Origin of the sequence: Fodinibius salsisoli, assembly GCF_026229185.1 — a bacterium.
GTDB classification, from domain to species: Bacteria; Bacteroidota; Rhodothermia; order Balneolales; family Balneolaceae; genus Fodinibius; species Fodinibius salsisoli.
Genome location: NZ_JAGGJA010000002.1, coordinates 479,242 through 492,478 on the forward strand (window position 1 = coordinate 479,242; position 13,237 = coordinate 492,478).

Below are 13,237 nucleotides of genomic sequence, written 5' to 3' on the forward strand. Positions count from 1 at the left end.
CCATACTTTATAGCAAAAAATCTAATCCAAACCACAAAAAATGAAAGTACAAAGCTATATCAAAGGGGAATGGATCGATAAGGGGAAAGAAACCGACCTAATTAGTGCTGTAACCGGCGATCCCATAGCACAGATGGTGGAAGCTGACTTAGATTACAAAGGGGCCTGCGACTACGGTCGTCAAGAAGCCGGACCAGAACTCCGAGCGATGTCGATCCATGAACGAGCCTTCAAAATCAAGTTTTTGGCTCAATACCTGTTGAAGCGTAAGGAAGATTATTACAAGCTTTCCACGCATACGGGAGCGACCAGACAGGACTCCTGGATTGACATCGAAGGCGGTATTGGCAGCATGTTTGCCTTGTCCAGCAAGGCTCGCATCAATCTCTCTGACCTCCCCTATCATGTGGAAGGCGGACCGGAACGACTCTCCCGAAAGGGTTCATTTATCGGTCAGCATATTTGCGTGCCTCGTCATGGTGTGGGAGTCCATATCAATGCTTTCAACTTCCCGGTCTGGGGGATGCTGGAAAAGTTGGCGCCCTGTATCATCTCCGGGATGCCTGCTATCATCAAGCCCTCACCTGTGGGCTCCTACTTAGCATATAAGGTGTTTCAGGATATGATAGAATCGAAGCTGCTGCCGGAAGGAGCTATACAGTTTATCGCCGCCGACAAACCCGGTGACTTGTTGGACCATCTGACCAGTCAGGATTCGGTAGCTTTTACCGGTTCCGCCAGTACCGGGCGCAAGCTCAAGTCCCATCCGAATATCATCGCCAACAGTGTACGGTTCAACTTGGAGGCCGACTCTTTAAACTGCTCCATTTTAGGCTCTGATGTCACCCCGGATATGGAAGAGTTTGACCTTTTTGTAAGTGAGGTGGCGAAGGAGATGACCGTAAAGACCGGACAAAAATGTACTGCCATCCGGCGGACCATTGTTCCTGAAAACCAAGTGGACAATGTGATAGCTACGCTGAAAGAAAAGCTTGAAAAGACAACTATTGGCGATCCTTCCTCTAAAGAAACGCAAATGGGTCCGCTGGCCAGTACGTTACAAGCCCGGCGCTTTGAGCAACAGCTCTCTACCCTTCACGAGACCACAGAGTCGGTGTACAGCAACGGCCACGACCAAGCCGATGATGCTTTTACTTCCCCCAAAGTGCTGTTGTGCCGGCAGCCGATGCAGGTAGATGCAGTGCATACCGTGGAGGCTTTCGGACCCATGACGACCATCATGCCCTACTCCAATAACGAGGAGGCTATCAAGCTTGCCAATAAAGCTGACGGATCATTGGTGGGCTCCCTCTTTACGGCCGATGATAAAATAGCCCGGGAAATTACGCTGGGCTGTGCTCCCTATCACGGACGGTTCATGGTCATTAACAAGGATTCAGCCAAGGAATCCACGGGACACGGTTCGCCCATGCCCCAGATGGTGCACGGCGGTCCGGGTCGGGCAGGTGGCGGCGAAGAGCAGGGCGGTGCACGGGCCGTCATCCATAACATGCAGCGGGTAGCCCTGCAGGGATCTCCCACCACCCTGAAGAGTATTACTCACCAATACATCAAAGGTGCGAAGACCAAAGAAGCGGACAAACATCCCTTCCAACAGTATTTTGAGGAGCTCGAAGTGGGCGAAGCCCTGACAACCGACAAACACACGGTCACAAAAGAGGATATTGAACGATTCGCTGATCTATCCGGCGATGAATTTTATGCCCATACGGATCCGGAAGCTGCCGATCGCTCCCTTTTTGGCGAAATTGTAGCCCACGGGTATTTTGTGCTTTCACGTGCGGCAGGCTTATTTGTACACCCTGATGAAGGACCGGTCATGCTGAATTACGGATTGGAAAACCTCCGATTTACTGCACCCGTTGCGCCCGGCGATACCATCCAGGCCAAGCTGATTGTCAAACGTAAGACCGTTCGACAGAAAAAAGCCAAAGATAAATTCCCCTTTGGTATTGTCTATTGGGATGTAGAAGTCACTAATCAGGATGAAAAACTGGTCGCCGAATATACGATCCTGACGCTCATCAAGCGTAAACATAAACTTGATATGGATATTTTTGAAGAGGAGTAAGATGCCTTGCCTGTAAAGGTTAATGAATGTTTTAGCTTAGCAAAGAACTGTGGGCTAAGTTATATAAAATGAAATTTAGAGTCTCTCCTCCCAGGGAGGAGAACAAGAGGTGGGTAAATATGACCAAGAAAAAGTTTGATATTATTCCTTATAGATCTCATCTGGTCGAAAAAGCAAGGAAACTTCGAAAAAATAGCACTCCCGCCGAGAAAAGACTCTGGAAATACCTTCGGCGAAAGCAAGTGCACCAATTTGATTTTGACCGGCAAAAGCCTGTTGACCGCTACATCATTGACTTCTATTGTAAAGAATTAAGGCTTGCTATCGAAATTGATGGGAAATATCATAATCATCAGTATGAGTATGATCAAGCAAGACAGAAGAGACTTGAAACATTTGGTATTCACTTTTTAAGATTTTCCGAAAAAGAAGTACTGAATGACATTGACAACGTATTGCGTGTTATTAGTCATTGGGTTTTGAAGCTAAGGGATTAACCCACCCCTTAATCCCCTCCCCGGAGGGGAAATTGTTAATACTCAGTCACCCAATTGAACCTAAGTTCTGACTCCTGAATTCTCTAATTAAAACATAAACCCTGTCGCCTATGCCAGAAAACGGAGAAATAACCAGCACAATCACCAACAACATCGCAACAATTGAATTTCACCATCCGAAAGGTAATTCTTTGCCGGGTAGAATGTTGCGAGATTTGGCCCAAACGATCACCGGAATGGGAAGTAAAGAAGATGTTAACGTCGTTGTGCTAAAAAGTAGTGGAGATGGGGCTTTTTGTGCCGGCGCTTCGTTTGATGAGCTTATAGCTATTGACAACTTTAAAGAAGGCAAGCATTTTTTCATGGGCTTTTCGCTGGTGCTCAATGCCATGCGTAGCTGTCCCAAACTGATTATCGTCCGTGTGCAAGGTAAAACCGTTGGCGGCGGTGTGGGTCTGGCGGCGGGGGGTGATTATACTCTTGCCCATAAATCGGCAGCCATCAAACTAAGCGAGCTGGCGCTGGGTATCGGTCCCTTTGTAGTGGGACCCGCCGTGGAACGCAAAATAGGCCCCGCTGCCTTCAGTGCCCTCTCTATTGATGCCAGTAGCTGGAATAGTGCCGAGTGGGCGTGCCAACATGGACTGTTTTCCAGAATTTGTTCCACACACGAAAAACTGGACGAAGAAGTTAATGCTCTCTCCGAACAGCTGTCAGACTACAGTCCCGAAGCGATGAAAGAACTTAAAAAAATGCTTTGGAAAGGGACCGACCATTGGGATGAACTGCTGGAAGAACGGGCCGAAATAAGTGGACGCTTGGTGCTGTCTGATTTCACCAAAGAATTTATCAGGGAATTTAAATCTAAATAGATTATTTGCTCTATTATCCCTGTTCTTTTTGTATGAACAAAAACGGATAATTGTTTTCTAAAATCTACTATGAAAAAAGAAGATATAGAGACTGCGCTTCGCGACATTGCTGACCCTGAAATTACCGAACATTCGCAACGCTTTTTTAAGACCGGCAAAGGGGAGTACGCAGAAGGGGATCGGTTCCTGGGTATCCGGGTTCCCAATATCCGAAAGGTAGCCCGCCAGTTCAAACAACTTTCTCTTTCAGAGATTGAAGAATTACTGCACTCCGATTTTCATGAAGAACGGCTCTGCGCCCTCATCATCATGGTCAATCGGGTAAAAAAGGCGAATCCAGAAGAGCAGAAAAAGCTGTATAACCTCTACATGGAGAACACCAAATATATCAATAATTGGGATTTGGTGGATACCTCCGCCGAGCATGTTGTGGGGCGTTACCTGATTGGAAAAGATCGATCCATTCTCTACTCGCTGGCTCAGTCTAACGACCTCTGGGAACGGCGCATCGCCATTATGAGTACATATCACTTCATCAAAAACAACGACTTTGCGGATACCCTGGCTATCGCTGAGCTCCTGCTTGACGATGAGCACGACCTTATCCACAAAGCATCGGGATGGATGCTCCGGGAAGTGGGCAACCGGGACCGGGAAACAGAGGAACGGTTTTTAGACCAGCATGTGCAGCAAATGCCACGCACTATGCTGCGGTATGCGATCGAGAAATTCCCGGAAGAAAAGCGACAGCAATATTTGAAATTATAACGGCTCAAAGATTTTCTGTGGCTTAGTTTAACAGTACTTATCCCGCTCCTCTATTTTCTAAAATAGCGTCGTTTTGTCAGCAATATTAATTGATAAATTCCATTAATACCTATTAACCAGAAAATCGCCTCTTACATCCTCTAAAGGGCGTTTTTGGGAACTGTGAAAAAGGACCCTTCTTTTCAATCAAAAGGTAGTGTCCTTTTGATGAAGAAGACACTACTTCTTTCCGAAGAAGACCCTTCCTTTTAATCGGGCGGTGCCTACTCCTTTGACAAAGGGTACTCCCCCTGCCTAAAGCGACACTCTGTCAGTTGTTATCCAATAAATACCAAAGGTTTCTTTGCACTCTTTTAGTGAAGGTAAAACCACTGTATTTCTTATATAGGAATTAACTTCCACGCTCGTGATGACAGGTGGGTTCCGCAATCTCCTTAGCATACCATCCAGCTATTACAGATTCTGTTAGTTTTTTAAAAAGAAAGCAGCTCTTCAATCTTATCCGATATCTTTTCGGCATCGGGGAGCACAGAATTCATCAGACCAACATTATGAGGCATCGGAATATCGGGCATGGTGAGCCGTTCGATAGACGCGTCTAAATACTTGAAGGCTTCCTGACTTAGCACAGCACTGATCTCCGCCCCGAAGCCGGCCGTTTGGGTATCTTCATGCACAATCAGGCAGCGGTTGGTTTGCTGCACCGACTCCAACACCGCCTGTTTATCCCATGGAATGAGGGTGCGCAGGTCCAGGATGTCGGCTTCGATATCCATCTGGTCAACGGCTTGCTCGCATCGCTCGCACATGGCACCCCAGGTTACGATGGTAATATCTTTGCCCTCCTGCAGTTTTTGAGCTTTTCCAAAGGGTACAATAAACTGGTTACCGGGATACGGGCGACGGGCATACCGGGCATCCAGCAGGTTACGGTGCTCAAAAAAGATCGTGGGATTATTGCTGCGCATGGCCGAACGCAGCAAGCCTACCGCATCCTGGGCATTGCTGGGAAACGCCAGCTGCCATCCCACCGCGTGGACAAAGAAGACTTCGTTACACATGCTGTGCCACGGGTCGCCGCACTTGGCAAAACCACCCGGCATGCGCACTACAACTGGGGCCGCAAACTTATTGCCCGTACGCCAGCGAATAGTGCCACAGTTGTTGAGCTGTTCGGTAGCAGGATCGGCATACTTACGGAACTGTATTTCCGCTACAGGCATTAGTCCGCTGTAGGCCAGTCCTACAGCGCGACCAATAATTCCTTCCTCTGAAAGGCTCGTGTCAAACACTCGTGCATTCCCATATTTTGTCTGCAGACCCATGGTAGCAGCGTGTACCCCTCCCTTGGCAGCGACATCTTCTCCAAAGACCACCAGTTTAGGATTGGTCTCCAGCTCGTAATCCAGTGTTTTGCGAATACCTTCTACAATATTGATGCGCTGCTTGCCGGGGCTCGGTGTTTGAGAACTCTTGGGGAACGTATGTCCGGCGGGTGCTAAGCCTCCCACCCGTTGAAGATCTGGACTGCCATCGCTCTTCTTTTCGGCAAAGGTATATCGCTCGGTTTGATCCGGATCGGGAGCCGGTCGGTTAAGGGCTGACTGGCAGGCTTCCTCAACATCTTCCTCGGAATGTTCTTTCAATTCGGCCCATTCGTCGGCAGAGATACTATCGGGCACCAGGAATGACTCTATTAACTTAAGGGGATCTTTTTGCTGTTCCTCCTGGAGCAGTTCTTCAGATTTATAGGCTTGATTATCCTGGTATGAGTGACCGTTAAGCCGTGGCATTGTTAAATGAAGCAAGGCCGGGCCTTTTCTATTGCGAACGTAACTCACGGATTCCTCAACAAGTTCCGGCGCTTGAGCCGGATCGGTGCCGTCTCCATCAACGAGGTGAAGATTTTTAAACGAATAGAGATTCTTAGCAATATTGCCGCCGGGTGTCTGAAAGGTGGAAGGTACTGATATTCCGTATCCGTTGTCCTCAATATAAAAGAGAACCGGCAGATTCTGAGTGGTTGCGATGGTCAGGGCCGACCAGAAACCATTGGTCGCTACCGATCCATCTCCTCCCAGGATCACGGAAATAGCCCCTTCATATGATTCATTACCTAGCGCCTGCATATGGTATTGGATCCCCTGCGCCCATCCAATACCCGGTGTATACTGCGAGCCAACGTCACCAGCCATCGGCAGCACGGTTGGGCCGTCGATTCCCGGTTTATTGCAGACGACTCCTATATCACGGCCGTCGCTGTAACTCCCGGATTGAGCCATAGGGGCAGCCATAGCGTCTTCCAGGCTAAGTCCCAGTGATAACATTAGGGGACGCGAACGGTAATACGCACTCGCCGCGTCGTGAGGATGGGTTAGCTGGTGGCCCAACAGAATCTGGCCCAATTCATGTCCCCGGGCCGAAAACTGGTACATAACTTTACCCTCGGGTACCAGCTCCTGCTCCTCCTTGTCATCCATGGCCCGGGAATGTACCATCAGCCTGACAACCTGTTTCCAGTCCAGTGTATCAGCGACCTCCGACTCTTTCTCATGCACCTTATCATTCCCCATAACTTCTGATGGCTTTTAATTCAACAAATAAAGCGGGTTGACCAGCAACCCTCAATACCCATTCTACAAAACATCTTATAGAAAGATAATCATAGCTGTACCGATTAAAATAAATCGATTATTATGACCCTAATGACTAGCTTATTTTACTCTTAACCTTCCCAAATGCATGTACAAAATGGTCCATCTCTTTCTTTCTACCGATGGTAATACGCACGCATCGAGGCAGTCCAAACGCATGAACTCTGCGTAGAATAACACCCTCCTCTAACATCGCCTGGACAAAGTCAATCGCTTGCTGTTCACCTCTTAATTGGATTAGTACCGAATTCGCAACGGATGGTACATAGGAAACGTTCCGTTTCTCAAAAAACGTATAAAGTCTCTTTTTACCCTCCTGTACCCTCTTATTGCTTTTACGAAGAAAGGCTGTATCCTGCAAGGCCGCCAATGCTGCTTCCTGACCCAGGCTGGTGGGTTCAAAAGTCAGCTTCGTCTTCATCATGTTGCCAATAATTTTTGGGGAGGCAATGGCATACCCCACCCGAAAGCCTGCCAGTCCATATGCCTTTGAGAAGGTTCGCAGGGTGATAATATTATCAAAATCATATTGAAGTGAATCGGGATAGTCAGCTACCGATTCCGCGTATTCATAGTAGGCTTCATCCATTACTACCAATACATGATCTGGCACGCGATGCATGAACCGCTCAAATTCAGTCTTTGTTACGTAAGTACCGGTGGGATTGTTGGGGTTTGCAATATAAACCATCTTTGTCTCGGACGTGATGGCATCAGCTATTGCTTCCAGGTCAAAGCGGAAATCAGAGGTGAGCGGTACTTTCTTCAATGAAACACCACGTATGTTAATCTGAACAAAAAAGCCAACAAAAGTGGCGTCGGCTGTGATGGCATGTTCATTATCATCAAAAAAGGTGCGACATAGGTTGGCAATCAGGCTTTCAGAGCCTGCCCCAACAATAATATTTTCTGGCGAGACATTATTTTGCTGCGCTAAAGCTTCACGTAGCTGTTGGGCAACAGGGTCAGGATAATCCTGTACCTCTTCCAACGCTTTAACTACTGCCGGCCGTACCAGGGAGCTGCATCCCATACGATTTTCATTAGAAGCCAACTTCGATATTTCCGGTGGATTATAGGCAGCCTTAACCTCTTCAATAGTTTTCCCCGCCACATAAGGTGACAGGTCACGAATATTAGCAGGAACTAAAGAATGGTCACTCAATTGAGGCATAGTAATGCTCGCTGTTCAACAACTTTTTATTCAGTTATAACAACTTTCTTATTTTTAATATGACCAAAATCGGTCACTTAAACAACGAAAATTGCTGCGTTTGCAGTACATTAGAAACAGCTGCATAGCTATAATAATTTATTTACCTGAAATTCTTTAGAACAGTTCAATAATTATTCATTGTGAGATCGCAATGTACTTCTTACCTTCTTCACAAAAAGAATAACTTCTATGTCTAAGACTGCTATTGTAACCGGCGCCAGCCGTGGGATTGGCTACGAAATATGTAAAAAGTTAGCAGAAAAGAATCATCAGGTTATAGCTGTAGCCCGAAGCCAGGAACCATTGAACAACCTTGCGGAGGCTTATCCTCAATTTATTGAAGCCTATCCCACCGATCTTACCCAAGAGGATGCTGTTAGCAGATTTATTCAATCCGTAGCTTCAACCTACGACGGAATAGACATTCTTATTAACAATGCGGGTGCGCTGATTGCTAAACCATTTAAAGAACTTTCGCTGGATGACTGGCGTTCTCAAATTGAGAGTAATCTCATTAGCGCTGTAAATATTACGAAACAATTACTTTCCCATTTTAATACAAGTGCACATATTGTCAATATTAGCAGTATGGGCGGCTACCAGGGCAGTGCCAAATTTCCAGGCCTGTCAGCTTATAGCGTATCCAAAGGAGCCCTCAGTATTTTAACAGAATCATTAGCTGTAGAACTTAGTGAACAAGCTCTCTCTGTAAACGCTCTTTGTCTCGGGGCCGTTCAAACAGAAATGCTTGAACAGGCCTTCCCGGGCATTCAAGCTCCGGTATCTCCTAAAGAAATGGGAGCTTATATTGCTGATTTTGCTCTTACAGGATCAACGTTTTATAATGGCAAAGTTCTGCCGGTGGCATTAGATGATCCAGAATAACCACAGGGTTAAGTCGTTCTAACACACGTCAACATCAACTGAATTTATGCTATAGCATATCATCATGAAAAAACAGTTACTGCTATTACTTTCATTTGTTATTATTACAGCAATTCAAGGACCTGACACATCAAAAGCACAGTCCATTAAACTGCTGGGCCAAAATACATTAAATGGAGCTATCAATGGTGTGCTGTTGGGAGGCGCTACGATGGCACTCCAGGATAGCGACAAGTTCGGCCCTGTTCGAGTAGGGCTGGGGGCCGGAACCTTATATGGTATTGGGGTTGGAGTTGCTGATATGTCACGCATCGAAAAGGGCCAACAATTTTATCTCTCCGGTACCTTTAATGATGCAACCAACTCTTCCATCATCCCTCTTCTGGATACCCTTTATGGTGCTGCCGGCGGTGCGCTCATTGCTTCATCGGTGTCCCTCATTTTAAAAGAGCCCTTTCTTGAAGCTATACAATATGGAGCCGGTGCCGGTGCGTGGGCAGGCTTTGGCTTTGGACTGATAGATGCGTTTGTCTTGGCCGAAGGCCCCAACTTTGCGCAGGCTTCAGCGGGTACTACTTCTGTTGATGGATTTATCACTTATGAGAACAGCTCAAGTTCAATTCAAGTAGGGATGCTGAGCCCGGGTTTATTTGCCCAGAAAAAACTTTCACCGAGCTCACTTACAACCAGCTATCAGCCATCCCTTACCGTTATGAACCTAAGTGTAAACCTCTAATCGTCTTCGGCCTGGTAGTCGTCGGGCGTTTCAAAGCTTGAACCCTCTTCTGGATCTTTAGCTAATGCTAAAAAGCGGATAACCTCTTTAACCGTATTCACATGCCCGGAGAGGGATGGATGAAGCCCGTCACTTAAATAATTCCATGGGGCCGGACCTTCACTATCTTCTTCTTGGTCACCCTCATCTTCGTTCATGCGCTCACCCAGTGGATCCACGATATAGCCCTGTTTACCGGTAAGGATCTCACGAATGCTACTCAAGTCCTCTTCAAAAAGATCAAAGTTAAAGAGTCGAACCTGCTGGAGCATCTCCGTAATCACAGGAGGCGGGGTCACCCAAATAAGCGGATTATCAGTAACTTCTTCTACGGTAGATTGTATTGAGTTAAGGTTTTCCCAATAATCAGCCAGCGAAACGAGGGGGCGGTCAGGCGATACATGCAGCCGTTGGGCATCAAAAGTGCCAAGCGCTACAATCACCCAATCCGGTTCATGATCAAGCACATCGCGATTTAACCGTTTTAGGGCATCTGTGGAGGTATCATACGAAACCCCGCTGTTAATAAAAGTGAACTCCGGATCTTCCAGCCCAATTTCTAATACATGCTGAAAGATGTTAAACCAGCCTTGTAAGTCATCGGTAATGGAATCTCCAAGCGCTACAATGGTATCTCCCTTCTCAAATGGAAGCTCTTCAAGCCATTCATGCCCCCCTCCATCTTCCAGCAGCTCTACTGCAGCCTGCTTGGCATTGGAGGCAAATCGTCCTCGTAGCTTTTTAAGTTCATCAATTTCGATTCCCATCAAAGCGGCCATGGCTTCTTCATTCTTGATGCCCGGCAAAAGTGGGTATCGCTTTTCCAAATTTAAAAACTGTAATAAATACTTTTCGAGAACTTCTTTTTCTTCTTCTGTTGCCTTATAGTCTGACATAAATAATCTAAAATACTCTATTAAAAACTTACTTACTGTTCAACAATTGATTAACCAATGCTGGCGTTCCCTGCGCTGCAGTCTGCTGGATGTGCTCCCATCCTGTGTAATCCACCAGTTCTGGTTTGGCAGGATCGATAATATATTTTGGTATATTGGAAGCGGCTAAATCGACCAATCCTGCTGCCGGATAGACCACCAGCGACGTGCCAATAACGATTAATACATCTGCTTCAGGAACCAATTTAGCTGCCTTCTCCATCTGAGGCACGGGCTCTCCAAACCATACCACATGCGGTCGCAACTGGGCTCCATCTTCTGCCGTATCTCCCAGTTCAATGGCTTTCCCACCGACATCATAGATAAGCGATCGATCCTCTTCACTCCTCACCTTGGATAATTCTCCATGAAGATGAATAACATCCGTGGAATCGGCTTGCTCATGCAGAGCATCCACATTTTGGGTGATGATGGTTACATCAAAAGCCTCTTCAAGTTCTGCCAACGCCTTGTGCCCCTCATTGGGATCGACTGAGTGAGCTTGTTTTCGACGCTCGTTATAAAAATTCAACACCAGTTTTTTGTCATTTTCCCAGGCGGCAGGAGTGGCCACTTCGCGGATGTCATGTCCTTCCCAAAGCCCGTCAGAGTCGCGAAAGGTCTTGAGTCCACTGTCGGCACTCATTCCTGCTCCCGTTAGTACAATAACTTTTTCCATAGCAGACTGGCTAAACTATAGAACTAACTACCGGCATACTTTGGCGTCATAAATTCAAGCCAAGAACTGGACTCTTCATAATCTTCTACCACATCCGGTGTATTTTTGCTGATAAAAGAGGTAACCATTTGCTCAACTTCAGCTTGTAATGTTTGAATGGTATTCTCAATCATTTTTTGATTAAAGCCCTTGTCGCTTAGTCGCAGCGTAAATTCCAGAGAAATAACCCGACTCAATATACGCCCCAGTTCAACCAACCGATCTTGTGCTAACTTTTGATCAATTTTAAAATCTAACATTTCGCTAAAATAATCGGAAGCTCGCTCTGTTAGGGTAAAATCACTTAAGAAATTGCTCAAATTTTTCAATTTAAGTCTACGCATACGTTTTAAAACAGATTCTGATATCTGCTGATAGAGAATATCATTAGAACCTTCAAAAATCTGAAATGGGCGGCTATCAATTAAAGCACGGCCGGCGATATGATCTAAACGGTATCCCTTGGCACCGGTAAGCTGTAACAAAGACTGAGCTGCCTGCTGCATAAGGTCGGTTGTATACGTTTTAATTGCATTAGCAGCAATATCCATTCCGGATACATCTTTGTGAATAGGAACATTATTGCTGGTAAACGCACACATCGCCGAACAGATAGTAAATGAGGACTGCAGTTTATTTAATCGTTTTTTTACCTGGTCGTAATTAAATAGACTCTGCCCTCCTACTGACCGTTGTTTACAGTGCGTAATACCTTCTACCATCATACGCTTCAGAAAGCCATTACCCATGCCCGGGAACTGCAACCGACTCCGGTGGAGTACGTCCAGCATCATTTTAATACCTGTTGATCTAGGATTTAAGCGATATTCTTCCGGAACATTAATATTGATCTTATTTCTTCCATAAGGTAACATATAGAGTCCTAAATTCTTATAGTACTCCTCTACTTCAATGCCACCTCGCTTACTATCGTGTATAAAGAATCCTATATCACGACCTAACTTTCCTTTTCCACTTTTTCGTCGTGCGGTAATAAGCCAAAAATCAGCGGCTCCTGTTAACCCTGCCCAATGTTTAGTTCCCTGTATCTTATACGTATTGCTATTTTCTTCCGTCATTTTCTCAAAAGAGGTTTCCATACGCAAGGCATCTGAACCAAAATCCGGTTCAGTAATCATTAGCCCGCCCATATTTTTCTCTTTTAAAAAACGATCGAAGATAGGCTGTTTAACTTCTTCAGAACCATAGTTAACTACGGGCTGGAGAAACAAAGCTCCATTAATACCCATCATAAGAGATAGAGGTAATGATTGGTAGGAACTTGCTTCTAACATTGAAAGAGCCTCATAAGTATGTCCGCCTCTACCTCCATACTCTTCTGGTATAAAGACACTTAATGGTTGACATTCCATTACCTCTTGGAAGATATCATGAGGTAATCCCCGACTAAGGCTAATCTCATCAATATCATCTTCTTCATTGAATAATTGATTTAGCTTCGTCTTATAGCGATTAATAAACTTAGAAAATTCCATCTGTGTAATCCATAGTTAGAAATGTTGAGGTCTTCTCACAACTTTAAAAAGCCACTATTTATAAGTCATTAGCCTAATGAAAACAATATACTTAATATAATAATCTTGATAAAAACCTTCGTATTAGTTTAAAAAGCTTTTTACAAAAAATATTTGATCCAAAAACAAAAAAGGCGATCCCGTTTGGGATCGCCTCTTGATAAAATAAAGAGAGCAGGAGGGGACCTACGCTTCCGCCCGGAGGGCAGTACCATCGGCGCTGCAGGGCTTAACGGCCGTGTTCGGGATGGGAACGGGTGGGGCCCCTGCGCTAAACCCTTCTGCTCAAT

General features: G+C 45.8%; 11 protein-coding genes and 1 rRNA gene. 6 read left to right on the forward strand and 6 right to left on the reverse strand.

Annotated features, from left to right (window positions below):
• The first annotated feature begins 40 nt into the window (after nt 1–40).
• From paaZ to J6I44_RS04790, 4 genes are all read left to right on the forward strand, one after another.
• A complete protein-coding gene (gene paaZ, locus J6I44_RS04775; protein WP_265764849.1) occupies nt 41–2,092 on the forward strand; it encodes a phenylacetic acid degradation bifunctional protein PaaZ in 2,052 nt (683 codons plus the stop codon).
• A 119-nt stretch (nt 2,093–2,211) separates the two neighbouring features.
• Entirely contained in the window at nt 2,212–2,589 is a 378-nt protein-coding gene (locus tag J6I44_RS04780) for an endonuclease domain-containing protein (RefSeq protein WP_265764850.1), read from the forward strand.
• Nucleotides 2,590–2,699: 110 nt separating this feature from the next.
• Entirely contained in the window at nt 2,700–3,461 is a 762-nt protein-coding gene (locus J6I44_RS04785; protein WP_265764851.1) for an enoyl-CoA hydratase/isomerase family protein, read from the forward strand.
• A 69-nt stretch (nt 3,462–3,530) separates the two neighbouring features.
• Nucleotides 3,531–4,229, forward strand: coding sequence for a DNA alkylation repair protein (locus J6I44_RS04790; protein WP_265764852.1), 699 nt, complete (start codon nt 3,531–3,533; stop codon nt 4,227–4,229).
• A gap of 473 nt (nt 4,230–4,702) precedes the next feature.
• Here the strand turns inward: J6I44_RS04790 and J6I44_RS04795 are convergent, their stop codons facing one another.
• Both J6I44_RS04795 and hisC read right to left on the reverse strand, forming a co-directional pair.
• Nucleotides 4,703–6,802, reverse strand: a complete 2,100-nt coding sequence (locus tag J6I44_RS04795) for an alpha-ketoacid dehydrogenase subunit alpha/beta (RefSeq protein ID WP_265764853.1) — start codon at nt 6,800–6,802, stop codon at nt 4,703–4,705.
• Nucleotides 6,803–6,938: 136 nt separating this feature from the next.
• Nucleotides 6,939–8,057 carry a histidinol-phosphate transaminase gene (gene hisC / locus J6I44_RS04800; RefSeq protein ID WP_265764854.1) on the reverse strand — a complete coding sequence of 373 codons (1,119 nt, stop codon included), beginning with the start codon at nt 8,055–8,057 and terminating at the stop codon, nt 6,939–6,941.
• A 231-nt stretch (nt 8,058–8,288) separates the two neighbouring features.
• Between hisC and J6I44_RS04805 the strand changes: the two genes are divergently transcribed.
• Nucleotides 8,289–8,984, forward strand: coding sequence for an SDR family NAD(P)-dependent oxidoreductase (locus J6I44_RS04805; protein WP_265764855.1), 696 nt, complete (start codon nt 8,289–8,291; stop codon nt 8,982–8,984).
• 64 nt (nt 8,985–9,048) lie between these two features.
• Entirely contained in the window at nt 9,049–9,720 is a 672-nt protein-coding gene (locus tag J6I44_RS04810; protein WP_265764856.1) for a hypothetical protein, read from the forward strand.
• On the opposite strand, the gene J6I44_RS04815 is transcribed toward J6I44_RS04810, so the two are convergent.
• The 4 genes from J6I44_RS04815 to rrf form a co-directional block, all read right to left on the reverse strand.
• A complete protein-coding gene (locus J6I44_RS04815; protein ID WP_265764857.1) occupies nt 9,717–10,655 on the reverse strand; it encodes an SGNH/GDSL hydrolase family protein in 939 nt (312 codons plus the stop codon). The two genes, J6I44_RS04810 and J6I44_RS04815, sit on opposite strands and share 4 nt — an antisense overlap.
• A gap of 28 nt (nt 10,656–10,683) precedes the next feature.
• Entirely contained in the window at nt 10,684–11,373 is a 690-nt protein-coding gene (locus J6I44_RS04820) for a Sir2 family NAD-dependent protein deacetylase (protein ID WP_265764858.1), read from the reverse strand.
• A gap of 23 nt (nt 11,374–11,396) precedes the next feature.
• Nucleotides 11,397–12,908, reverse strand: a complete 1,512-nt coding sequence (locus J6I44_RS04825; RefSeq protein WP_265764859.1) for an acyl-CoA dehydrogenase family protein — start codon at nt 12,906–12,908, stop codon at nt 11,397–11,399.
• A 212-nt stretch (nt 12,909–13,120) separates the two neighbouring features.
• Nucleotides 13,121–13,232: ribosomal RNA gene (gene rrf / locus J6I44_RS04830) — 5S ribosomal RNA — on the reverse strand.
• Nucleotides 13,233–13,237 lie beyond the last annotated feature (5 nt).